Below are 23,192 nucleotides of genomic sequence, written 5' to 3'. Positions count from 1 at the left end.
GGCCCGGGCCGGCCCCTCTCGGACGACCGCCCCGCCCGGCGAGGGGGCGAGCTGTGACGACGTTCCCGCTGCTGGCCGTGTTGCTGCCCGCCATCGCCGCCGCCACCGGCCTGCTGCTCTCCCGCTGGCCGCACGCCCGCCCCGCTGTCCAGGAACCCCCATCGGACAGAGCGCGGCTCGCGGCTGCCGAGAAGATCGCCGGCGAACGCGCCAACACCCGAGCCGCCTGGATCGCCGTCGTCCCGACCGCGGCGTCGGCCGTCCTGGCTCTGTGGCTGGCCTGGGGGCCGGGCTTCGCGTTCCTCGAAGGCGGCGTCCCCTCGGCGCCGGTGGGCCGCACGTACGGCTCGATCGTCACCGGCGGCGTCCCGATCTCGCTGACCCTGCTGGCCGACGACCTGTCGGCCGTCCTCGGCGTCCTGGTGACGCTGGTGGCGCTGGCCGTGCAGGTCTACTCGGTCGGCTACCTCAAGGACGATCCCCGCTACCCCTCCTACAGCGCGTTCATCAGCCTGTTCACCAGTGCCATGCTCCTGGTGGTCTACGCGGGCGACCTCCTGGTCCTCTACGTCGGCTGGGAGATCATGGGCCTGTGCTCCTACCTCCTCATCGGACACTGGTGGGAAGACCGGGGCAATTCGCGTGCGGCGGTCAAGGCGTTCCTCGTCACCCGGCTCGGCGACGTCGGCTTCCTGTTCGGCATCTTCGTCCTCGGCACGGCGGCGGGCAGCTTCCGCGTCGCCGACGTGCTGGCGAAGGTGCCCGACATGTCCGCGGCCACCCTGACGACGGCCACCATGCTGCTGCTGTGCGGCGTCGCCGGCAAGAGCGCCCAGGTGCCGCTGCACACCTGGCTCCCCGACGCCATGGCCGGCCCGACCCCGATCAGCGCGCTGATCCACGCCGCCACCATGGTCGCCGCCGGCATCTTCATCGTGGCCAGGCTCTATCCCGCCTTCCTCGCCGCCCGTCCCACGCTCGACGTCCTGGCCGTCGTCGCGGCGGTCGGCATGCTGGGCGCCGCACTGGCCGCGTTCGCCCAGGACGACCTGAAACGCGTGCTCGCCTACTCCACGGTCAGCCAGCTCGCCTACATGGCCGGCGGCCTGGCCGCGGGCTCCGACCGGGCGGCCGTCTTCCACCTGGTGACCCACGGGGCGTTCAAGGCGCTGCTGTTCCTGTGCGCGGGAGTGGTGATCCACCACGTCGGTTCCAACCTGATGACCCAGATGGGCGGGTTGCGGCGCGAGCTGCCGGTCACGTTCGTGACGATGACGGTGGGGTTCGCCGCTCTGATGGGCCTCCCGCCGGCCAGCGGTTTCTTCAGCAAGGACGGCGTCCTGGCGGCCATGGACGGCGCGCTGTCCGGCAGGGGCCTGACGGACGCCGCCGCCCTGCTCCTGTACGGCTGCGCCCTCGCGACCGTCGCCGTCACCGGCGCGTACGCCACCAGAGCCTGGCTCCGCACGTTCTTCGGGCCGCCGCATGTGGTGGCGCTCCCCGAGCCCGAGCCCGGCACGGCCCACGTCGTCGACGTCACCGAGGCTCCCAAGACCATGCTCGTGCCCGTCGTGCTTCTCGCGGTCCCCGCCCTGCTGCTGGGCTTCGCCGGGCAGCCGCACGTCGAGCTGGCGGTGGCCGCGATCAGCGTCGTGCTCGCCCTGCTCGGCGCGGGTGTCGTCTACGCCGTCTGGCGCGGCGATCCCGTCACCGACCCGGCTCGCCTGCTCGGCCCTCTACGGGTGCCCTGCGAGCGCGCCTTCTACGTCGACGACGTCTACGCGGCGCTGTTCGTCCGCCCGATCGCGGCCCTGGCCCGGCTGGTCGTCAGAACCGACGACGTGGTCGTGGACGGCGCCGTCCGCGGTTCGGGCCGCACCGCCCGCGGCCTGTCCGGATGGCTGCGCCTGGCCCAGAACGGCAACGTCCAGCTCTATGTCAGCGGCGTTCTCGCCGGCGTGATCCTGATCGCGGTGGGGGCGGTGATGCTCACATGACGGGCTGGCTGTCGGTCGCACTGCTCGCCGTGCCCCTGCTCGGCGCGCTTCTGCTGCTCCTCGCCCCCGGCGCGCTCCGCCCGGCCCTGCGCGCGTACGGCCTGATCCTCTCGGGGGTCACGCTGGCGCTGGCCCTGGTCATGGCGGCCACGTTCGACCACGGGCGGCCGACGAGCCCGCAGTTCGCGATCGACCAGCCGTGGATCCCCGGCCTGGGGCTCCGCTTCCACCTGGGCGTCGACGGCATCTCCCTGCCACTGATCGTGCTCACCGCGCTGCTGACGTTCCTCTGCTTCGGCTACCTGTCCTGGGGGCGGCCCAGCACGCCGGGCCGGTTCCTGGGGAACAGGCCGAGGGCGCTGGTGTTCACCCTGCTGGTGCTCGAAGTCGGCATGATCGGCACGTTCCTCGCCCTCGACCTGCTGCTCTTCTTCGTCTTCTTCGAGATCGTGCTGATCCCGATGTACTTCCTGATCGGCATCTGGGGCGGCGCCGGGCGCCGGGCGGCGTCGGTCAAGTTCATCCTGTACACGCTGCTCGGCTCGGTCGTGATGCTCCTCGGCCTGCTGCTCGTCTGGGCACGCACCGGCACGCTCGACATGGCCGAGCTGGCCGCGGCCCACGGCGCGGGCATGTCCAGGTCCGTGCAGATCCTGGCGTTCGTGGCGATCGGTGTGGGCCTGGCGGTCAAGACGCCGATGTGGCCCCTGCACACCTGGCTGCCCGACGCCCACACCGAGGCCCCGACCGTCGGCTCGGTGCTGCTGGCCGGAGTGCTGCTGAAGATGGGCACGTACGGCTTCGCCAGGATCGCCATCCCCGTCCTTCCCGAGGGGGCGACCGCGGTGGCGCCGTGGCTCGGGGCGTTCGCCGTGGCCGGCATCGTCTACGGCGCCCTGGCCTGCCTGGCCCAGCGTGACCTCAAACGCATGATCGCCTACTCCTCCGTGGGGCACATGGGATTCGTCCTGCTCGGCTTCGCCACCCTGACCCCCGTCGGCGTCAACGGCGCCCTGTTCGCGAACGTCGCCCACGGCCTGATCACCGGCCTGCTGTTCTTCCTGGCCGGCGGGATCAAAGATCGCTACCACACGGCCGACATGCCGAGCCTCGGCGGCGGCCTGCTGGCCACGATGCCGCGCCTGGGATCGGTGCTCACGTTCGCCGCGATCGCCTCGCTCGGGCTGCCCGGCCTGGCCGGGTTCTGGGGGGAGATGCTGGCGCTGCTGGGGGCGTTCCAGCCGGCGAGCGGCCTGCCGCGTGCGCTCTTCCTCGCGTACATGGTGATCGGCGGCCTGGGGGCGGTCCTGACGGCCGCGTACTTCGTGCTCATGTTGTCCCGCGTCACCCACGGCCGACCGTCGGGAGCCGCGCGGCAACAGGAGGCCCCGGACGAGCGTCCCGTTGCGCCTCTCGGCTCGGCGGAGTCGCTCGCGGGGCAGCCGGCGACCGCGACGCTCGAAGCCGGGAACGCCACGCATCGCATCGACGACCTCCGGTCCTACGAAGTGGCGGCGTGGACCCCGCTGGTGGTCCTGATCGTGCTCTTCGGGCTCTGGCCCGGTCTCCTGCTCTCCCTCACCACGCCGGTGGCGCAGACCCTGCTGGGAGCCCTGCCATGACTCAGCAGATCGACTACTTCGTCATCGCGCCGCCGCTGGCGTTGGCGGTCGTGGCCGGGCTCGTGCTGCTGCTCGACGTGTTCCTGCCTGTCGCGACGCGTACCCGCACCGCGCTCGGGCTGGTGACCCTGGCGGGGGTCGTCGTGGCCCTCGGGTTCGTGATCGCGCAGGCTGCGGGCGGCACGTCCCGGGCGACGTTCTGCGTGCCGCCGGATCTCGCGACCGGGGGAGCGGGCACGCTCTGCTCGTTCGTCGCCGACCGGTTCACGACGGTCTTCGCCGGGCTGGTGCTCGTCGCGGCCCTGGTGGTCGTGCTGATGTCGATGACGGAGCTGGCCGGGGGCGGCATCCCGGCCGGTGAGTGGTACTTCCTGCTGCTGTGCACCCTCGTCGGCGCGGTGACCCTGCCGGCCTCCCGCGACCTGATCATGCTCGTGGTGGCGCTCGAACTGGTCTCGCTCCCGGTGTTCGCCCTCACCGCGCTCCGGCGCTACGACGGCCGCGCCTCCGAGGCCGCGGTCAAGCTCTTCGTCGTGTCGGTCGTGTCCACGGCCGTCATGCTGTTCGGCGTCTCCCTCCTGTACGGCGTCTCGGGGGCGGTCCACCTCTCCCGCGTGGCGGCCGTCCTGGGCGGCCGGATCCCGGCACCCGGAGCGGCGGCGGGCACGCACTCCACGGTCTTGGCGACGGCCCACGGGCTGCCCGCGGTCGTCACGGTGGGCGTCGTCCTCGTGGCGGCCGGATTCGCGTTCAAGATCGCCGCCGTGCCGTTCCACTCCTGGGCGGCGGACGTCTACCAGGGCGCGCCCGTCCCGGTGGCGGCCCTGCTGTCGGTCATCTCCAAGGCGGCCGGGTTCGCGGGGCTCATCCTGGTCCTGGTCACCGGGCTGGCCGGCCAGTTGTCCACCTGGGGGCCGGTGATCGCGGTCGTCTCGGCGCTGACCATGACGGTGGGCAACCTGCTCGCCATGCGTCAGCGGTCGGCCGTCCGCATGCTGGCCTGGTCCTCGGTCGCGCAGTCCGGCTACGTCCTGGCCCCGCTGGCGATCGCCGCCACGGCGGCCCCGTCCCAGGCCGCGTCCCAGGCCGCGTCCCAGGCCGCGACCGGCACATCCGTCGCGTACCTGGTCATCTACGCGGCCATGAACCTCGGCGCCTTCGCCGTCGTCATGCTCGTCTCCAGGGCCGCCCCGCGCAACGAGCTCGACGACTATCGCGGCCTGGTCCTCCGCAGCCCGGCGGCCGGCATCGCGCTGGCGTTCTGCCTGGTCTGCCTGGCGGGGCTGCCGCCGGGGCTGGCCGGCCTCTTCGCCAAGGTCTTCGTGTTCCGGACGATCGTCGAAGGCGGCCTCGGCTGGCTCGCGCTGGTCATGGCCGTCAACACCGTGCTCGGCCTCTACTACTACGCCGCCTGGGCGGCCCGCCTCTTCGCCCCTTCCGGGGAGACGCGTCTGCGTGGCTCGTCGCCGTCTGCGTGGCTCGCCGTCGGCCTGGCCCTGGCCGTGGCGATCCTCTTCTCTGCCGCTCCGCAGCTCGTGCTGGACCTGACCTCCTTATCGGCCACGAGCTGACCGCAGGCCGGTCATGACACCCGGCTGTCCCCCCGCGGGCAGCCGGGCCGCAACCCTTCCTGCCCCCGTCGAACAGGGGGTAAGTCGCGCTCCGCCCGCGGCTGAGCACGCCGGGGAACGATAGACCGGGTCGTCGTCGTTGGACGAGGTGAAACCCGGACCACGAAGGGGGGAGACCTTGCACCACAACGGTCTGCGTACCGCCATCCTCCTGGGAGGTCTGTCCGCGTTCATCGTCGTGATGGGCGCGTGGCTGGGGGGTGGCACCGGCCTGCAGATCGCGCTCGTGCTGGCCCTGCTGAGCAACGGCGTCGCCTACTTCTTCTCCGACCGCATCGCGCTGTCGGCCATGCGGGCCAGGCCGGTCAGCGAGGTCGAGCATCCCACGCTCTACCGCATCGTCCGCGAGCTCTCCACCGAGGCGCGCCAGCCGATGCCGCGGCTCTACATCTCCCCGACGGTCCAGCCCAACGCCTTCGCGACCGGCCGCAGCCCACGGAAGGCCGCCGTGTGCGTCACGTACGGCCTGACCCAGCTGCTCGACGAGTCCGAGCTGCGCGGCGTGATCGGGCACGAGCTGTCCCATGTGTACAACCGGGACATCCTGGTCTCGTCCGTGGCCGGCGCGCTGGCAACGATGATCACGTGGCTCAGCTACGTCGCCGTCTTCTTCGGCGGTTCCGACGACGACGAGGGGCCCGGATTCTTGGGCGCCCTGCTGATGATGATCCTCGGGCCCGTGGCGGCCGGGATGGTCCAGATGGCGATCTCCCGCACCCGAGAGTTCCAGGCCGACGAGTCGGGCGCGCGGCTCACGGGCGACCCGCTGGCCCTGGCCTCGGCCCTTCGCAAGATCGAGATGGGGGCGCGCAGGCTGCCGCTTCCCGAGAACAGCCGCCTGACGTCGGCGTCCCACATGATGATCGCGAACCCGTTCAGCGGATCCGGCTTCGGCCGCCTCTTCTCGACGCATCCGCCCACGTCGGAGCGGGTGGCGAGGCTGGAGCGCATGGCCGGCTACCGCCGCTGACCTTCCCGGCCGGCGGGAGCGCAGGGGACACGTCCGCGCTGAAAGCGCCAGAGCCGCCGAAATCGACCGAGAGCCCCGAACGGGGCTCACCCGTCATTCTCGGCTCTTCGGCGGACTTGCTGCAGCGATCAGGGCCTTCCAGCGACGTCGGGGCTACCCGGGTTCTCCGGCCGCCGTGATCCTCCGCAGGATGGCGGGCAGGTCCTCCGGGAAGAAGGTCTCCTCGGTGCTGTCGAGTTCCTCCGCGCTCCACCACCGATGCCCGGTCGTCGTCTCCTTCTCGATCTGCTCCATGTGCTCGAACGAGACGGCGGTGTCGTGCACCCGGATCGCGAAGAAGGTCTGGTCCTGTGTGATCGCATAATCAGACCAGCAGAACTCGATCGTGCTCGTCCCGTACGGTCCGGTGAACTCCGCCACCTCCCGCCGGATCCCGACCTCCTCGTACAACTCGCGCGCGGCGGCCTGCCGAAGCTCCTCCCCGGCCTCCGCCGCGCCCCCGATGGTGAACCAGAACGGCTTGTCCGGCAGTTGCGGATCAAAGCCGTGCAGCAGCAGCACCCGGTCGTTCGCGTCAAGGGGCAGGACACGTGCCGTGAAGCGGCGCAGGGGGATCTTCGTCACGGTCGTCGAGCCTACGATGCCGGATTCGCCCGTTCCAACGCGAACGCAGGCCCGAGGCACAAGAAGGCGCGTACGCCGCCATGTGCCCCGGAGGCCGACCTGTTAGCGGTAGTTCACGAATTGCAGGGCGATGTCCAGATCCTTGCCCTTGAGCAGAGAAATGACGTCCTGCAGATCGTCCTTCTTCTTGGAACTGACCCGCAGTTCCTCGCCCTGGATCTGCGCCTTGATGCCCTTGGGGCCCTCGTCGCGGATCAGCTTGGAGATCTTCTTGGCGTTCTCCTGGTCGATGCCCTCCTTGAGGGTGACCAGCATGCGGTATTCCTTGCCCGACAGCCTGGGCTCGCCCGCGTCGAGGATCTTCAGCGAGAGCCCGCGCTTGACCACCTTGTCCTTGAACGCGTCGAGTGCGGCGTTGGCGCGCTCCTCGCTGTTCGCCTTGATCTCGATGTTGTCACCGGTCCAGCTGATGCTCGCCCCGGTGCCCTTGAAGTCGAAGCGGTGTCCGATCTCCTTGGCCGTCTGGTTCAGCGCGTTGTCGACCTCCTGGCGGTCGATCTTGCTGACGATATCGAAAGATGAATCGGCCAAAACACCCATCCTCTCGGCTGTGAAAGCGTTATTCGGGATCCCGCCTCTCCGTCGTACGCGAAACCGCGTCGTACGCCGAATGCGCGGACCCAGCGAACGAGCCTAGCCAGCATCGGCGCGCTGTGCAGTCCACGTGGGCGCGAGGCGGCTTGATGCCGGGTCCATGGCGACGGATCATGCCTGTGGACCCACATTTCGCAGTTTCCGATCGTATTGGTAGGGATCATGCGAGTCATCGGAGCCGGCTTCGGCCGTACCGGAACCTTGTCCACGAAGACCGCGCTGGAACGTCTGGGCTTCGGCCCATGTCATCACATGACGGAGGTGCTCCAGAATCCCGTCCACATCCGCCGCTGGCTGGACCTCGCCGAAGGCCGTCCGGTCACCTGGGAAACCCTCATGTCGGGGTACGACTCCTGCGTCGACTGGCCGGCCGCCGCGTACTGGCGCGAACTCGCCCACCACTACACCGACGCCAAGGTCATCCTCACCGTCCGCGACCCTGAACGCTGGCTGGCCAGCATGAACGCCACCATCTTCAAACAGTCGGCCCGCGCCCGCACCTGGTCGGGCCGGACGATGGCCACACTCTCCCGCCTCCTCGACACCGACTTCGCGGCCTTCATCCGGATGACCCGGCTGGTCGTGAGCGAGCGCGTCTTCGGCGGCGGCATCCCCGACACCGAACTCGCTCTGAAGATCTTCACCGAACACGTGGAGGAGGTCAAAGCCACCATCCCCCAGGACCGCCTGCTGGTGTTCGAAGTCGCCCAGGGCTGGCAGCCACTGTGCGACTTCCTCGACGTACCCGTCCCGGACGAACCCTTCCCCCGAACCAACGACGCGGCAGGCTTCGACCAGCACGCACGCGGGATGGGACGCCTGCTGTTCCGGCGCAGCCGGTGACCACGATCCGGCTGGGGACAAACTGGTGTCACGTACACCTCGGAAGTCCGCTATTCTTCTGTCTGTCGCCGCGAGAGCGGATGGCACGGCAGGTTGCCCGAGTGGCCAAAGGGAGCGGTCTGTAAAACCGTCGGCTCAGCCTACGCAAGTTCGAACCTTGCACCTGCCACCAGCAGTAGCTGCAGGTCAGAGGCCCTTCGGGGCCTCTTCTGCGTTTCAGGGGTGTGCAGCCGTGAGCCGCCCTGAGCCGCCCTGAGCGGCCGTTTGTCGCTGGTCGCGGGATATACGCGGGATGGATCTGGCGGCGTTTCCCCAGGTGGGCGCCCATGATCCGGGATGTATGCGGGATGCTGTTGCCCTCCAACGCCGAAAGGCCCCGGGGGAAGCCGGAGCCCTTCGAGTGGTGCCGTTTGTGATCTCATGCGGTGAGTACGTCCGCGATCCTCTGGTTGATGATGTCCTCCTGGCCGTCGATGCACTTGGCGTAGACGCGCAGCAGGACATCCACCCCGTGGCCGGCACGGGCTGCCACTTCTGGAGCTGGTACACCGCCGTTGAGCCAGAGGGAGACGGCTGCGTGCCGGAGGTCGTACGGTCGTCGGGCGAGCGGTGAGGCGACTTGGGCGGGACTGAGGGCCAGGGTGCGGGCTTCCTGCCAGACCTCGGTGTAGGCCGTCGAGGCGACCACGCCGCCGCGCTCACTGCGGAACAGCCGCCCGTCAGGGGCGACGCCGAACTCTGTGATGTGTTGCCGAAGGATCTTGACCAGTTCCGGAGGGATCGGGATGCGGCGGACGTCATCCTGGCCTCGATGCTTGAGACCACGTAGTTCGTGAGCGTCACCGGTATCGGTCCATCGGCGGTTCACCTCGGGGCGCGAGCCGTCGAGAGTGAGCCGTCCCCAGCCATGCGGTGGGAGGTGGCAGTCCTGCTCGCGGAGGCTGACGGCCTCGCCGGGCCGGAGGGCGGCGAAGTACATGCAGGCGAACATGGCCATCAACCGCTGTCCCCGGCCCTTCCCGCCACGCTGGCGCTTGCCGACGTAGGTGAGCGCTACGAGCAGTTCGCGGGCCTGGCCAGGATTGACCACAACCCGCGGATCCACTGTTTCGGTGGTCTTTGGGAGCTTCCACTTGATGCGATGCAGCGGGTTGGACGGCAGTTCCTCCAGCTCCACCGCGTACTCGAAGACGTGGTGCAGGATGGCGCGCTTCCGCTTGATCGTGTTGGCGCCGGCCTTCTTGCCGTCCAGGCGTAGCGTGAGGGCGTCCAGGGCCAGGCGGACGGCCTTGGTCTCGTTGAGGTCTTCCATGGTGAGAGAGGCCGCTTCCAGCCAGCGGACGGCCCGCGCGATGTCGGCGGGCATCGTGGGCCGCTTGTCTTCGGGCAGGAGAACGTACTGGCGTAGAGCGGTGCGGAGGAGAGCGGCGTCCGGCCGCCCTGCTTTGTCCGTCGTCAGCGCCGGGATAGCCGTCGCCAGGGCGTCCGACATGCTGTCTCGGCTCTTGGCAGCCGCGTGTGGCCAACGCGCCTCGACGTACGCCTTCACGAAGTCAAGGACCGTCCGCGCTTCCTTGGCCTTGATCATCGAGTCGGGGAGGCCCGTGTCCAGGTCGAATGCCTCACCGCGTCTTGCGGCCTGCCGCAGGTCTGTCAGGAAGCTCTCGCCGAGGGCCTTGGTCTTGTAGGTCTTGGACTTCTCCCGGCCGCCGACCTTCCAGCGCACCTCATAGGAGGGGGACTTGCTGGACTTGTTCCGTCGGATCTCCCAGAACTTCACGTCGTATGAGGTCGTCATGCTGCACTCCGGAGGGATTCGAGCCAGGCGTTGAGATCGCTGCGGTAGATGCGGAGTTCGCCGTTGGGTAGGCGGATGCCTTCTGGTGCCTTGCCGATCTCGCGCCAGCGGTAGAAGGTGCGGCGTGAGACTCCGCCGAGCTCGGCGAGGACCTGGCGGACGGTCAGGAGTTCGTCGTGCTTGGTCATGCGGCCCTCCCCATGTCGTCGGTTGCCGAAAGGTCTTGTCCGGCTGCTCTGGCTTCCAGGTCTCTGAGGTGGGCTCGCCAGCGTTGGCGTTCGGCCACGGTGCGCAGGAGGCGTATGGCGAGTGGTGGCACGTTGGCGTCTCCGGCCGGGACGGGGCGCCAGACGTAGCGGCGTGGGTCAGTGGGTTCGTCGGCCTGGCCGAGGGCTTCCAGGACCCAGGTGCGGCGGTCCTGCTTGTGCTCAGCGAGGGTTTTGTTGGACCACTTGCGGGAGACCAGAACCCGGCGTCCCGCGTAGCCGAGGTGTTCGGGCTTGTGCGCCTTGGAACGGCACCGGCCGGGAGCCATCCCAGCCTTGGCGTTCTTGGGCTGGATGCCGTAGCGGAGCCAGTTCGGGCAGGTCGGCGAGCAGGGTTCGTAGCGCAGCGCATCGACCATGCGGGCAGCGTGCTCGCGTTGGGCCTGCCCGCCGTCGAGGCCATCGCCGATGGACTTGGTCAGGTACTTGGACAGGTACCGGATGCATTGGTCGGCGTCCGGCGTACCGGCGAGAACACCTTGCACGTCCACCTGATCGCCGAAGCGCAGCACGTGGAGGGGCTCGACGTCCTCGTCGAGTGCGTCGAGGGCTTCATCCCAGGTGCATAGGACCTCGCCGGCCGGGTCCAGGTAACCGATGCCCTCGTGCCAGACCGGGAGGTGATCGCCGTCGAAGACGACGTCGTCAGCTTGTGGCCACCAGACCTGGTGGTAGGTGGCGGCGGCTATCTGCTTGATCTCCGCGCGTGGGAGCGTTCCACGAATAGCCATATGCAGGTGCGGGGCGAGTCTCTTCTGAGGCTCCACGGAGGCGAAGTACTGCACGTCGTAGCCCGCGACGCGGCGAAGGTTCTGCACAAAGCGATCCACGAGCTTGGAGAAGTGCAGGGCATCCCGTGCGGCGCGGCGGTAGTCGTAGGCGCTGGGGTCTATGGGTGCGCCGTCGCGGACCTTGCCGTACGAGGGCAGGGTGAGCGTGACGAACAGGCTCGGCCGGTAGGTCTTGCCGTCAGTACCTTGGAAGGTGCGTCCGAGGGTGGTGGTGGTCATCTTGCGTTTGGGCAGGTCGGGCGCGTCCTGCCGCCGCCTCGTGGAGCGGAAGCGCTTCGAGGCAGTCCGGCCGAGAACGCTGCCCCGCATCCCAGCCGCGTTGATCTCTTCGTCCAGACCGGTGATGATCGCGTCGAGTTCGGTGGTGTCGTCGCCGGCCTTTTCGGCGGCGTCACGCTGGGCCTGGTAGTCGGCGCGGAACTCCACCAGCCAGCGCTGCTCCTCGTTCGGGTCGTCGGGTGTGATGGCGGGTTCGGTGTCGAGGTGCCAGCCCTCGCGGCACTGGGCCTTGCGGAGCTGCTTGTTGCGCTTGGCGCAGGGCGGGCACTTGCTGTCGAGGGTGGCCCCGCACGGTACGTCGATGATCTCGGACTTGCCGGATCAAGCGGCGGCGCGGCGCGCCGCCGTACCCCCGGCCCTCCGCCCGCCCGCCGTCCGGGCGTGCGGCCTGGGGGCCGGTCCCGGACGGCGGCGGGACACCGGGCCGGGCACCGCATGCCGGCCCCGCCGTACCGACGAACGCGCCGACCGGGGTTGCCACGCCGTCGCACAGATGCAGCCCAACGATCGCCATTCCATGGCTGGGCGCCGTACGTGCTCGGGGGCGATCGACGATCCAGGGTTCGTTCCTCACCCTGGCTCACCGAGCAGCGTGGTTGATCTCTTGGAGGGCATGATGATCGACATGCCGGAGAACCCGCCCGAGTCGATGAAACATCACTTGCGTCAGCGCTTAAACGACCACGCTCGTTCGCGCTGGCAGTTGTCCGGGATCGACGTGCGTTTCCGTGGCAGATTCGCTTATGTCGAAGCACGCCTGAACGGTGGTGCCTACGCGCAGTTGTGCCGCTTGCGCTTTGACGGCCCTCTGCACACCTGGGGCTTCGCGATCTACCTTCCTGACGAGGGCATCTACCAGGACAGTCTTCTGCCCAGCGGTTACCCTTCAGGTTCACCCGAGGAAGCCCTCGACTGTGCGTGCGCCTTCCATTTTGCTGACCCCGACGCCCACACCACACCCCCACTGCCCTCAACGAACCGAAGCAACGCAGGGCTAGACAGGAACGTCTGATCCACAGGGCTTAGCTTCCCCCGGGCGTCCGGCGGACCCGTGCAATATGCGTGCAATGATCTTGCTAATGGTGGCGCTCCGGCAGGGAGGAACCGCAGGTCCAGAGCATTGCGTTGAGAGGAACAGGCACGAGCTGTAAAGCCGTGGGTACCTGGGCTAGTGGCGAACCAGTCAGCCATGGAAATCGGGAACATCTACGCCATGATCTCCGCTCCCGGCGTACCCATGGTCCATTCCGCGAGGTCGTTGCCGAAGGCAGGCCATGACTACCGCTCCACTTTCGACCAGACGGTCCTTCGTTCTCCTCGTTGCTCAAGCGTCCCGGCTCCGTGCCGGCCCTTGGGCTGGCAGTTACGAGGAGCACATGGGCGCAAAAGGGCAGGGCACGCATGATGACCACCGTAGGTTGTATTCGTGATCGACAGACCATTTGTGGCCACCAGGTGAGGAGGGGCATCAGTGATCGGTAGGGAAGGGCTCCGGCTCGGTGTGCAGGCTGCGCGTCGACTGGCGGAGTTGGCATGCTGCGAAATCGAGGAAGGGCTCTCCGAGGCGGAATTAGCGCGGATTGAGCAGGACTACGGGCTCGAGTTCGCCGATGATCATCGGGCTTTCCTGGCGGTTGGGCTGCCGGTGCGTCAGCCTTGGGAGGAAGGGCAGACGTGGGAGAATCCTTGGCATGATTGGCGGAACGGTGATCCCGAGGCTCTGCGAAAGCGCGTCGCCTGGCCTGTCGATTGTCTCTTGTGGGACGTCGAGCACGGCCACTGGCGATCGAGTTGGGGCGAGCGGCCGAGTGATCCGTTGGAAGCCGTCGAAACGGCCCGGCTCCGGCTGGCGGACACACCCCGCATGGCCCCGCTCTATGCGCACCGGTTCCTTCCGGCCGGCCGCGGGACTTTCGGGCATCCCGTCCTGTCCATGCGGGGTTGGGACATCATCTACTACGGCACGGACCTGGCCGACTACATCAACCAGGAGTTCCAGGAACCACGCCCGGAACGCGGCGAGGAATGGCAGCCGCATGCCACGGTCCCGTTCTGGCGGGACTATCTCTGAGTACAGGTCACCACGCGGAAGCACGATCAAGATCCGGGATATACACGGGATGATGCAGTAGAGAGACGCCACGGCCAAGGCTATAGTCCCAGCTCAGCGGCTCGTCGAAGCCTAGATCTTCGGCCCGCTGTAAAACCGTCGGCTCAGCCTACGCAAGTTCGAACCTTGCACCTGCCACACCAGCGGGAAGAGGCCCGTCACCAGCGGAAACGCGGTGACGGGCCTCTCGCTTGTGTATGGCTGTCTACGGCTACGGCACTCCGCCGTCGACATTTCCTTCCCCGACGCCGCTGCGGCCATTCGCTCGTCAGGAGGCAGAACCAGGACTGCGCGGCTGTGACTGGCCGGCCGGTTCGCGCTGGTCGGATGAGTCGGTCGGCGGGTCGCAGAACTCCTGCTTGACGAGGGCGTCCACAAGGGCCAGGAAGTCTTTCGCCGGGCCTCTGGTGGCCGAGTCCAGCCAGGTCACCGAGGCGGTCAGGGTCTTGCTGCCGTCGGGGGAGCTGTACATCAGTGCCCCATAGCCGTGCGGTGGGCTGCCGTTGTGCTGGTAGACGGTGCCGCAGCCGGGGCCCAGGTCCTGCGCCCAGATGCCGAGGCCGTAGTCCTGCTTGGGGATGGACGTGGGGATCGCCGTGCGCATCTCGGTCAGCAGCGGGGCGGGGAGGAGCTTGCCGCCGTTCAGTGCGGAGAAGAACGTGGTCAAGTCCTGGGTGGTGGAGATCAGGTCGCCGGCGCCGGTCAGGAGGGACAGGTTCTGGCGGGAGAGGTCGATCACCTGGTCCTGGTACTGGTAGTAGCCGTGGGCGTGTGGCCCGGGTAGTGCCGTCGTGCGGTTGCCCGCCGCGAGGGTGCTCCGCAGTCCGAGCGGGCCGGTGATGCGCCGCTTCAGCTCGGTGGCGTAGGAGTGGCCGGTGATCTTTTCGATCATCAGCAGCGTCACCGTGTAGTTGGTGTTGGAGTAGCTCCACTGCGTCCCGGGTTCGAAGCGCGGTTTCTTGGACAGCGCCAGACGTACCAGTTCCTCGGGTTTGTAGCTCTTGAACCGGTTGGGCGCCCAGCCGTCTCCGTTGGCGGGGATTCCCGGCTCGCCCATCGTCCCGTCGGGGTTGTACTCGCCGGTGTAGTTGAAGAGCCCACTGGTGTGGTGCAGCAGCATCCGGACGGTGATCCGCTCGTCCAGCCCGTAGCCGGGCAGGTAGGCGGCGGCGGGGCGGTCCAGCTCGATCCTGCCCTCAGCCACCAGTTGCAACACCATGGTGGCGGTGAAGGTCTTGATGATGCTGCCCGTCCAGAAGCTTCCGTTGGTCGGAGGCTTGGCGGCCGATCCCAGCTCGCGCGCCCCGGCGCTGCCGGTCCAGTCGCCCTGCTGATCGCGTACGCGTAGCTGGATCCCGGTGAAACCGGCGGCGACGAAGGCGTTCATCGCCTTGCGCAGCTCCGGGCGATCCGGCCCGGTGGAGGTGGCCATGGCGGGGGCGGCGGCCCCCGCCAGCAGAGCCGTCGCGAGCGCCGTGACGGTTGTGCGCCGGCTGAGCGTCGTGTTCATGAAGTCCTCGTCTCTGGGGTCTTGGTCGCTGGTCTCAGTTCGTGGGCCGGCCGTTGCGGAACACCTCGTCGATGAGCTGCTGTGTCGCTTGCTGGAACGCCGCCGCCTTGGACAGGGCGGCGTCGTCCACGTAGGTCACGGAGGCCGTCAGCGTCCTGCCGCCGTCGGGCGTGCTGTACATCAGCGCGGCGGAGCCGGCCATGCCGCCGTTGTGGTGGTAGACGGTGCCGCCGTTCTCGCCCAGGTCCTGCTCGAAGATCCCGAGGCCGTAGCCGATCTTCGGGTCCGGCTTGCGCATCTCGGTCAGCAGTTCGGCGGGCAGCAGCCGGCCGCCGTTCAGCGCGGAGAAGAACGTGTGCAGGTCCTGGGTGGTCGAGATCATGTCACCGCCGGCGGAGATCCACGAAGGATTCTGGCTGGTGACGTCCACCGTGTGCTCCCGGTCGCCGTCCTCGTACCGGTAGTAGCTGTGGGCGTGCGGTCCTGTGATCTCCGTCGAGGTGCCCGGCGCCTCGGTGCCCGTCAGCCCCAGCGGGCCCAGGATCAGCCGCTGCAGTTCCTCGGCGAACGAGCGGCCCGTGACCCGCTCGATCAGCAGCCTGGCCAGCACGTAGTTGGTGTTGGCGTAGCTCCAGTCCGTGCCCGGCTCGAAGCGCGCCGGCTTGGACAGCGCCAGCCGGACCAGCTCCTCGGGCTGGTGGGTGTGGAACCGGCCGTCCACCCATTCCTTGCCCGACCACGCGATTCCCGGCGCGAACGTCCCGTCCTCGTAGTACTCGCCGGTGTGGTTGAAGATCCCGCTGGTGTGCTGCAGCAGCATCCGTACGGTGATCCGCTCGTCCAGCGCGAATTCGGGCAGGTAGCCGTCCACCGGGCTGTCCAGCCCGATCTTGCCCTCGGCCACGAGCTGCAGCACCACGGTCGCGACGAACGTCTTGGTGGAGCTGCCGACCCGGAACCGTCCGTCCGCCGGAGGCTTCTCCGACGAGCCCAGCTCGCGCGCCCCCGCGGTGCCGACCCACTCGCCGTGTTCGTCGTTCACCCGCAGTTGCATTCCGACGGCCATCCCGGAATCGACGAACGCCTGCATGGCCTTCTGCAGTTCCGGTCGATCCTGCCCGGCCACGGCGGTCGCTGCGCTCACCTCGGGCGTGGCCGGGGCGGTGTCGAGGGCAGCGCTGATCTTGCGGGCCATCTCGGTCATGGTGGGGCTGGGCCTCCCGTGGGTGGCCGCTTCGACGGCGACCAGGACGGTGCGGCGGAAGTTGTCGGCCTCGGCCGGGGCCTGCATCTCGAGCAGGCTCATGGAGGCGTTCAGGGCAGGCAGCACCTGGTCGGCGAGTTCGGCCACGGTCCTGCCGTACTTCACGCCCTTGGGCGCCTTGGCCAGCACGTGCCCGACCAGGCCGGTCGCGGAGGTCAGGGCGACGGAGCCCTCGGCGGCGGCCTTGTGCGCCGAACCGGCGGCGCCGGCGGCGGACATCAGCGAGACGGCGCCCCAGGCGGCGGTGCGCAGGGTGAGCTGGTCCTGGTCGGTGAGGGACATGGTGGTGCTCCTTCGGGGTGCTTGTGGCTTGTCGGCGACGAAGTCCGTTGGCGACGACAGGAACGTTACGACTGTTGCCACAATCTTGGCAAGTATTTGCCAAGATGCATTGCCAATGCTGCGCAACGTTGGCGTCGGTGGCAGGCAAGGACTTGTCCGCAGCGAGGCAAGTAAGCTACCCTCACGGACGTCGGACGACGTCAACCGCTACCCGGGAGTTCGGACATGCTCGAACAACCACTCTTCGGCCGCCGACTGAGGCAACTGAGGACCGAACGCGGCCTGACGCTCGCAGCCCTCGCGGGCGAGGGCATGTCCACCGGATACCTGTCCCGGCTGGAGTCAGGGGCCCGTCAGCCCACCGAACGGGCCATCACGCACCTGGCCGCACAGCTCGGCATCAGCCCCGCCGCACTCACCCAGTCCACCGCCACCTCCCTGGCCGAGAGCCTGACCCTGGCCACCGGCCTGAGCCAGGACGAAGGCGGCCAGACCCTCAGCGACGCCCTGAAAACCTCCCACGGGGAGGACCCCCTGCTGCGCTGGCAGGCCCTCTGGCAGGTCGCCGAATGGCGTCAGTGGCGTCAGGAGTACGCCGAGCAGCGGACATGCCTCGACGAGCTGGCAACGCTCAGCGCGCAGATCGGGCTACCCGAGCTGCAGTGCAGAGTGCTGGCCGCACTGTCGCGCTGCATGCGCAGCACCGGAGAGATCGCCGGCGCCGTCGATGCCGCGACACACGCCTACGAGCTGGCCGAACGCGAAGCGCTGCCGGTCCGCGTGCGGGCCTCCTCGCTGCTGGCCCTGGTGTCGGCGTTGGCCGAGGCCGGGCGACTCCCCGACGCCGCCCGGCATGCCGACGAACTGCTCACGCTGGCGGACCAGGTCTCGGGAGCGCTGTGGGCCCAAGCCGTGTGGACCGTGGCCAACATCCGGGTCCGCCAGGGCGACCTCGACACCGGCGCGGAGCTGATGAACCAGGCCATCGACGGCTTCGACGGCCGCGACGACCTGACGCTCTGGATGCGCCTGCGCCTCGGCGCGGCCCGGCTCGACCTCAGGGCCGATCCGCCCAGAACGGAGTCCGCCCGGCGGCGCGTCACGGAAGTCCAGGCCGCGTTGCCGTTCGCGGGCGCGCCCACCATCGAGCAGCAACTGCTGGCCGTGCGCGCCCGGATCGCCGTCCTCACCGGCGACCTCGACGAGGCCCGCACGGTCCTGGACCGGCTGACCGGCTTCGACGACCTGCTCACCTACCAGGAGCGAATGCGGCTCGACGTCCTGCGCAACCGTGTCCTGCTCCTGGAGGGCGAGCAGGACACGGCGCTCGCCGGGCTGCGCAAGCTGGCCGAGCAGGCCCAGCAGAGCGGCAACATGGACCTGGCCGCGGACATCTGGCGACTCGTCGCCGAATCCCTGACCAAGTAGGGCGCTGTTCCGGCCCGGGTGGCGAGTCATCGCATGGGCCGGAGCGGAGGCATTGTCTCCCTGAAAAGCCGCGGTGAGGCCGACGCCTTTGCAGGCTGTTTCATTCCTGTCGGCCTCCGCGACAACCGTCACGTGATCGATCGATATCGCAATCTTTTCAATGAACAGCAGTGGTTCGAGAGCGCCCTCTGCTGGACCGTCGTACAACGTCTCGACGAAGCGATCACCGTGGACGATCTCCTGCGGCGGCTGAACGGAGGCCGTGATCCCGAGGAACGCGCCATGGCGTACCCCAGAGAGGAGGCCGCCGAGGAGGACTTTCCCGTGCTCTTCGTCCGCCAAGGCAAAGGAGCCTGGGGTTTCCTCGATTTCTCCCAGGGCTTCGCCACGCCCGATCACATCCTCGCTGAACTCAGCAAAGAGTCACGCGTGTGGATGACGACCTGGCACTTCAACGGGGGATACACGATCCTCTATGCGGCCGACGGCGAGGTGCGGGCACAGATGCGCGACTTCATCTTCGACGAGCACGCCGTCCAAGAGGGGGATCCGCGCGTCCTGGCCGAGTTCCGCTCCATGCTCGACAGCCTGGACTCGGAGGACTATCGGGGCAAGCGCAGCGCGGCGTTGGCCTTCATCGAGGCGGCGACCGGCATGGGTATCGAAAGCGAGTGGCTGGACGTGGAAGAGGCGCCCGTCATCATTCTCGACAACTGGAACGAGGACTGAAACTAGGTCCTCGGGTTTAGCGCTGGGTGAGTGAGGAGCTCGGCTCCAGGGTGATCGCCGTGTCGGTCGTCTGAGTCGTAGGTACCTGAGGGGGAAGCCTTGTCGTCCCGCCTGCCATCGGCCCTGGCCCGCTTCCCCTTCGGACGGGGCGAGGTGAATGGGGTGACCAGGTGGCGAGGAGGTTAAACGACCGCGCCCGAACCGCCTTGGCGGCCTTTTGGCCGCTGCAGATGGGCCATGGATTTCGGTATGAGGTAGCAGGTTATGGCCGCCAGCACCCACGCGATTCCCAATGCGATGCCAATCCATGAGATCACGAGCGGTGTCAGGAAGGATGCATTCGCTTCCGACGGCTCGACCACCCTCGCAAGCATCCACTTTTCCTGCACACCCCACTGCATGAGGATGCTGGGAACGAGGACCACGAGCCCGATTCCCATCAACACCCGACTGCATGCCCTGAAAATCACTTGGCCCCCGTTCCGGTCAAGAGTTGCATCAGAGTAACCGCTGCCAATACGTGTCCGGTAGTAAAGGTGATTGAGGGGTTGTGTGCTATGCGCGCTTGCCGCTCTCGATGTCGAGTTTCCGGCTCGCCATGGTCAGCTGGTGTGCCGTCTTGTGGCCTCTGCCGCACACGAACTGCACCGGAACCTGGATCCGTCCACCGGTCTCCGGCCTTATCCCTGGAGCAACTGTCCGGGCATCGGCGCCGACCAGTGCGTACGCCTGTGGTCGGGATATCGGCATGAGGTGGCGGTCGGCACGCATCTGCCGGCCGGTGTTCCAGGCCGGCGGACGCCCCCCGCGCCTGGCGCGCCCGCGGTCGTCGACATCCGCCCCTCGCGGGTGTGGCCGGCTGCTTCACCTGTGCGCTGAGGAGCTCTTGAAGATCAGCTCGGCCCGCACGAGGGCGGTTGGGCTCTGCACCACCGGTGGCATCTGGCTCAAGCCGGGCGCGGCGCACCCGAGCCGCCCCAATATGGCCCGTACGACCGCAGGCATGCACCAGAAATGTGGACCGGTCGGGCACTACCGGGCGCTGCGTATGGAGAATTCGTTGCCATCCGGGTCGAGCATCAGGATCTGGCTGCCATCGCCCTCGCCGGCACGCGTCGCCCCGAGCGAGAGCAGGCGATCGACCTCCGCCTCCCAGTCGGCGTCGACGGGCGTCGCCAGCTCGAAGCAGAGCCTGTTCGTGCCCGTCTTCGGCGCCACCGGAGGACCACCCCATGTGATCTTCGTGCCGCCGCTCGGCGACTGGATCGCGGTCTCCTGGTCCTGGTCCCAGACCAGGGGCCACCGCAGCGCCTCGCTCCAGAAGTAGCCGACCTCCTGGGTGCCGTCGCAGGCCAGCGCCCCGATGACACCGGTGTCTGCGAGGAACTTGTTGCCCGCCTCGATGACGCAGAACTCGTTGCCCTCCAGATCGGCGAGCACCACGTGTCCCTCTTCCGGGAGTTGGCCCACGTCGATGTGCTTGGCGCCGAGTCTCAGCGCTCTGGCCACCGTCTGCTGCTGATCGTCCGGGGAGGTGCTCGTCAGGTCGAAGTGCGCCCGGTTCTGGCCGATCTTCGGTTCCAGGCTCGGGAGGAAACGGACTCGGAAGCCGGCAGGGTCGGGTGGCAGGATCGCGACGTCGTCGTCAGGGCCGTCGGTCATCTCCCAACCGAGAACTCCCGACCAGAACCGCGCCAGGTCCGAGGGACGGATCGCATTGAAGCAAATCGCGAACAATTGACTGGTCATACCTCACGCATCCCCGATCCACCAATTTTGATACGAGGCCCGTTCCGTCGGCACAGCCTAGGGGCGTCCACGCGGCGCCGCACCTGAGTTTCGTGGCAAGCGGTCTGGACGGGGGGTGCGACCGGTACACCGCTTGGCTCCCTACCCATGCACGAGTCCTCGGCGCTGATCGGCAGGCGGCCGTTCACTCGTCCTCGTCATCGGTGAGAGGGACGAGCAGGCCACATGCTGTCTCGATGTCTCCGGACGAGATCAGATCGCGAATCGCGGCCGCCATGCTCTCGTACCCCACGTCCCGAACGATGATCAAATCCGGGCACCAGAAGTACCTGCCGCCAAGAGAATCGCCGGTGCTTGCAGCCGTGTGCATCTTGCGCTGGACGACATCCAGGGTCATGAAGGTCGCATATCGGCGTGAACCGTCGCGAAAGGTGATTGTCGCGTCTGCCTCGTCGGCGGTGTCCGGCTCGTATCCCACCCAGGCCGGGATCACCATCTCGAACTCTGGATCCGTGATGCGATAGAAGGTCCCGTCGAAAGTGATCACCTGTTGTCCTCTCTGTCGCCGGCAGGGGGTCGCCGTCCTCGTCGTCGGTGTCCGGGTAGCGGAGGGCCTCGATCAGCACGGGGGTAGTCGGGTCCGGAGGCATGCACGACGGCGATCGCCAGGCGCCGCGTAGTCAACCGTGGACGGCGAGAAACGGATCGCCGTTCGTCCACGGCCGGTCCACCTGCACCCACGGCTCTCGCATCGGCCCATTGTGGATGCAAGGCTGCACCGAGAGGGCCGGAGCTTCGCGCAGTCGTGACGGAGGCCTGCTGACATGCGTGCGGGAAATGATCTAGGCTGGGTGCCCTTTACTGCGACCACATGGCGGCTGTCTTGCTCCCGTTATCGGCGATTCCCCCGCGCTGGGGAGTGCCCTTGTTGACTTTGGCGGCTCTGGCGGCTCCCGCTTCGCGTGCCTTGCAGTGGCGGCTTTCTGGAGGGCCGGCCTACTCGGCGCACGGCTATGCCTGCTCCTTGAGCGCCGAGCCATGGAAACCCGGGAAGTTCGATTGGCTGATCGAGATCAACTGGGCGACCGTCTCCGCGGATCTGTCCGGCTGGCCCACCGGGGTGATGGCGCTCGGCTTGTGTGCGACTCTCGCCCTTCGTGGCGGGCGGGGGGTATTCGCTGCTTGGGTGACGGCGGCGCTGTTCGTGGTGATCGCCGGACTGTTCAGCCTTCCCTACGCTGTTCGGGTCGTCGTGGACGGTTGCCAGGAAACGCTTGAGTTCGGCGGCTGGAACATCGTCAGGTTTGGGCCGATTCTGCACTATGTGGCGGGCGCGGTGCTGGTCACGTTCTTGGCACTGGTCCGGCGTGCGGAAACGGGCGGCGGTCCCGGTCTCCTGATCGGCAGATCCACGCCCGCTACGTCGAGGGGGCGCGCAGCGTCGCGGTGACGGCCGCCGCGTGATCCCGGTCGGCCATGACCTGACCCTGGTGAACCAGCGGGAAGTGGGTGTTGTAGGCGGCCGTCCTGGCGTCGGGGGACAGGGCCTTGCGTACCGACAACGCCGCCTGCCAGCGCGGCCGGATCGCCTCCCGCTCCGCTTCGCCCGGACGGTGATGCCACCTGCAACTCGGGCAGGCCGGCATGCCGGTCGCGTTGTCGAGGGCGAAGATGTTGCGCCTGTCGGCCGGAGAGCGGTGCGGGCCCGCGGACGGGCCGGTCATCCACTCGCCGGTGGCCTCGTCGATCGGATGGCCGGTCAGCTGCGACTCGTGACGGCGGATGAGCTCGGCGAGCGGGGAGCCGGGCTCTACCGGGCCCGTCTCGCCCCGTTCGGCCGACGCCAGCGCGGCGGCGAGCACGGGGTGGTCGGCCACGCCGGCCAGCGCACACTGGCGGCGGGCCTCGGCGACGGCGGCCCGCCGCTGGAGGGCGGGGGAGGCGTGGTCGATGGCCTCGGCGAGCTTCGGGGCGAGGGCGCGCAGTGCGTGCTTGGCGAGCGGGTCGCCCTGCGGAGGGTCGTTCGGAACGCGGTCGGTGACGACGCCGCCCAGCAGCGGCGCGTCCAGCAGCGCGGGGGTGAACAGCACTCCTGAGATACGGCTCGCCAGGGCGAGGGCGGCGGGAACGCAGCCGGAGAGGTACTGGAACTCGTCCGCGGGTTCGGGTTCGAGGCCCAGTTCGCGCATGTCCTCGTTCAGGGCGTCGGGGTGGCTGCCCCAGCGCTCCTGGGGCGTCTGCGGGCGGAATGCCGTCCGGATCCGGCCGTCCGCGGCGTGTTCGAAGTCGTGCGATGACGCGTAATTGTGGCGCATGACGGAGACGGCCTGGCCACCGTCGCGAGTGAGCTCGCGCAGCGTCTCGCGGCGGGTTCCCTCCCAGCCGTCGTATTCGAAGGCGACGGTCCAGTCGCCGGCCCGGGTCACCAGCACCAGGTCGCAGCAGCCGTGGTTCACCTCCGTGCGCTCGACGATCTCCTCATCGTCCACGACATGGATGTTGGCGTCGACGACGCCGAACCGCCGGAGGGTCTCGCGGTCGTCCAGGCCGTGGACGAAGGTGACGGTGTAGATCTCCACATGCCAGTCGTTCTCCCATGCGTAATCCGCAGTGGTGATCCTGCGCACCGGTTTCTCCCTTCTGTG

At 68.3% G+C, this 23,192-nt stretch carries 20 protein-coding genes, 1 tRNA gene and 1 pseudogene; 11 read left to right on the top strand and 11 right to left on the bottom strand.

Features of this window, described 5'->3' with window-relative positions; all coding sequences use genetic code 11:
- The first annotated feature begins 53 nt into the window (after positions 1-53).
- The 4 genes from AB0J76_RS01715 (at position 54) to htpX (ending at position 6,220) form a co-directional block, all read left to right on the top strand.
- Complete coding sequence (locus AB0J76_RS01715; protein ID WP_352322489.1) at positions 54-1,997, top strand: NADH-quinone oxidoreductase subunit L; 1,944 nt, start codon at positions 54-56, stop codon at positions 1,995-1,997.
- Positions 1,994-3,619: an NADH-quinone oxidoreductase subunit M gene (locus tag AB0J76_RS01710; RefSeq protein ID WP_352322490.1), complete on the top strand. Its 1,626-nt coding sequence runs from the start codon at positions 1,994-1,996 to the stop codon at positions 3,617-3,619. The genes AB0J76_RS01715 and AB0J76_RS01710 overlap by 4 nt, the downstream gene beginning before the upstream one ends.
- Positions 3,616-5,190 carry an NADH-quinone oxidoreductase subunit N gene (locus AB0J76_RS01705; protein WP_352322491.1) on the top strand — a complete coding sequence of 525 codons (1,575 nt, stop codon included), beginning with the start codon at positions 3,616-3,618 and terminating at the stop codon, positions 5,188-5,190. Before AB0J76_RS01710 ends, AB0J76_RS01705 begins: the two co-directional genes overlap by 4 nt.
- A gap of 178 nt (positions 5,191-5,368) precedes the next feature.
- A complete protein-coding gene (htpX, locus tag AB0J76_RS01700; protein WP_352322492.1) occupies positions 5,369-6,220 on the top strand; it encodes a zinc metalloprotease HtpX in 852 nt (283 codons plus the stop codon).
- 153 nt (positions 6,221-6,373) lie between these two features.
- Here the strand turns inward: htpX and AB0J76_RS01695 are convergent, their stop codons facing one another.
- Both AB0J76_RS01695 and AB0J76_RS01690 read right to left on the bottom strand, forming a co-directional pair.
- Positions 6,374-6,844 carry an NUDIX domain-containing protein gene (locus tag AB0J76_RS01695; protein ID WP_352322493.1) on the bottom strand — a complete coding sequence of 157 codons (471 nt, stop codon included), beginning with the start codon at positions 6,842-6,844 and terminating at the stop codon, positions 6,374-6,376.
- A 102-nt stretch (positions 6,845-6,946) separates the two neighbouring features.
- Positions 6,947-7,444, bottom strand: a complete 498-nt coding sequence (locus tag AB0J76_RS01690; RefSeq protein WP_352322494.1) for a YajQ family cyclic di-GMP-binding protein — start codon at positions 7,442-7,444, stop codon at positions 6,947-6,949.
- A 216-nt stretch (positions 7,445-7,660) separates the two neighbouring features.
- On the opposite strand from AB0J76_RS01690, the gene AB0J76_RS01685 reads away from it, so the two are divergent.
- Positions 7,661-8,341, top strand: coding sequence for a sulfotransferase family protein (locus AB0J76_RS01685; protein WP_352322495.1), 681 nt, complete (start codon positions 7,661-7,663; stop codon positions 8,339-8,341).
- Between the two features lie 87 nt (positions 8,342-8,428).
- Positions 8,429-8,513 (top strand) — tRNA-Tyr (locus AB0J76_RS01680).
- A 246-nt stretch (positions 8,514-8,759) separates the two neighbouring features.
- Here the strand turns inward: AB0J76_RS01680 and AB0J76_RS01675 are convergent.
- The 3 genes and pseudogenes from AB0J76_RS01675 to AB0J76_RS01665 all read right to left on the bottom strand — a co-directional run.
- On the bottom strand, positions 8,760-10,139 hold the full coding sequence (locus AB0J76_RS01675) for a site-specific integrase (RefSeq protein WP_352322496.1): 1,380 nt from the start codon (positions 10,137-10,139) through the stop codon (positions 8,760-8,762).
- Positions 10,136-10,327, bottom strand: coding sequence for a helix-turn-helix domain-containing protein (locus tag AB0J76_RS01670; protein WP_352322497.1), 192 nt, complete (start codon positions 10,325-10,327; stop codon positions 10,136-10,138). Before AB0J76_RS01670 ends, AB0J76_RS01675 begins: the two co-directional genes overlap by 4 nt.
- A pseudogene (locus tag AB0J76_RS01665) lies at positions 10,324-11,796 on the bottom strand (replication initiator); the annotation flags it as partial. The pseudogene AB0J76_RS01665 and the gene AB0J76_RS01670, both read right to left, overlap by 4 nt.
- Positions 11,797-12,088: 292 nt before the next feature.
- Between AB0J76_RS01665 and AB0J76_RS01660 the strand changes: the two are divergent.
- Both AB0J76_RS01660 and AB0J76_RS01655 read left to right on the top strand, forming a co-directional pair.
- Positions 12,089-12,487: a hypothetical protein gene (locus tag AB0J76_RS01660; RefSeq protein WP_352327270.1), complete on the top strand. Its 399-nt coding sequence runs from the start codon at positions 12,089-12,091 to the stop codon at positions 12,485-12,487.
- 459 nt (positions 12,488-12,946) lie between these two features.
- Complete coding sequence (locus AB0J76_RS01655) at positions 12,947-13,546, top strand: hypothetical protein (protein WP_352327271.1); 600 nt, start codon at positions 12,947-12,949, stop codon at positions 13,544-13,546.
- A gap of 307 nt (positions 13,547-13,853) precedes the next feature.
- On the opposite strand, the gene AB0J76_RS01650 is transcribed toward AB0J76_RS01655, so the two are convergent.
- Both AB0J76_RS01650 and AB0J76_RS01645 read right to left on the bottom strand, forming a co-directional pair.
- Positions 13,854-15,095 carry a serine hydrolase domain-containing protein gene (locus tag AB0J76_RS01650; protein WP_352327272.1) on the bottom strand — a complete coding sequence of 414 codons (1,242 nt, stop codon included), beginning with the start codon at positions 15,093-15,095 and terminating at the stop codon, positions 13,854-13,856.
- 34 nt (positions 15,096-15,129) lie between these two features.
- Positions 15,130-16,641, bottom strand: coding sequence for a serine hydrolase domain-containing protein (locus AB0J76_RS01645; protein WP_352327273.1), 1,512 nt, complete (start codon positions 16,639-16,641; stop codon positions 15,130-15,132).
- 225 nt (positions 16,642-16,866) lie between these two features.
- Between AB0J76_RS01645 and AB0J76_RS01640 the strand changes: the two genes are divergently transcribed.
- Entirely contained in the window at positions 16,867-18,069 is a 1,203-nt protein-coding gene (locus AB0J76_RS01640; RefSeq protein WP_352327274.1) for a helix-turn-helix domain-containing protein, read from the top strand.
- A gap of 33 nt (positions 18,070-18,102) precedes the next feature.
- Positions 18,103-18,798: a hypothetical protein gene (locus AB0J76_RS01635; RefSeq protein WP_352327275.1), complete on the top strand. Its 696-nt coding sequence runs from the start codon at positions 18,103-18,105 to the stop codon at positions 18,796-18,798.
- 182 nt (positions 18,799-18,980) lie between these two features.
- On the opposite strand, the gene AB0J76_RS01630 is transcribed toward AB0J76_RS01635, so the two are convergent.
- The 3 genes from AB0J76_RS01630 to AB0J76_RS01620 all read right to left on the bottom strand — a co-directional run bounded on the left by AB0J76_RS01630 (position 18,981) and on the right by AB0J76_RS01620 (position 21,094).
- Positions 18,981-19,244, bottom strand: coding sequence for a hypothetical protein (locus AB0J76_RS01630; RefSeq protein WP_352327276.1), 264 nt, complete (start codon positions 19,242-19,244; stop codon positions 18,981-18,983).
- Between the two features lie 586 nt (positions 19,245-19,830).
- Entirely contained in the window at positions 19,831-20,547 is a 717-nt protein-coding gene (locus tag AB0J76_RS01625; RefSeq protein ID WP_352327277.1) for a VOC family protein, read from the bottom strand.
- A gap of 184 nt (positions 20,548-20,731) precedes the next feature.
- Positions 20,732-21,094 carry a hypothetical protein gene (locus AB0J76_RS01620; RefSeq protein ID WP_352327278.1) on the bottom strand — a complete coding sequence of 121 codons (363 nt, stop codon included), beginning with the start codon at positions 21,092-21,094 and terminating at the stop codon, positions 20,732-20,734.
- 378 nt (positions 21,095-21,472) lie between these two features.
- Here AB0J76_RS01620 and AB0J76_RS01615 point away from each other — a divergent pair, with 378 nt between their 5' ends.
- Positions 21,473-21,997 carry a hypothetical protein gene (locus AB0J76_RS01615; RefSeq protein ID WP_352327279.1) on the top strand — a complete coding sequence of 175 codons (525 nt, stop codon included), beginning with the start codon at positions 21,473-21,475 and terminating at the stop codon, positions 21,995-21,997.
- Here the strand turns inward: AB0J76_RS01615 and AB0J76_RS01610 are convergent.
- Positions 21,966-23,174 carry a DUF6461 domain-containing protein gene (locus AB0J76_RS01610; protein ID WP_352327280.1) on the bottom strand — a complete coding sequence of 403 codons (1,209 nt, stop codon included), beginning with the start codon at positions 23,172-23,174 and terminating at the stop codon, positions 21,966-21,968. The two genes, AB0J76_RS01615 and AB0J76_RS01610, sit on opposite strands and share 32 nt — an antisense overlap.
- Positions 23,175-23,192 lie beyond the last annotated feature (18 nt).

The sequence above is a fragment of the Nonomuraea sp. NPDC049624 genome (assembly GCF_040675255.1).
Lineage (GTDB): Bacteria > Actinomycetota > Actinomycetes > Streptosporangiales > Streptosporangiaceae > Nonomuraea.
This window is presented reverse-complemented; position numbering and strand designations above follow the sequence as displayed.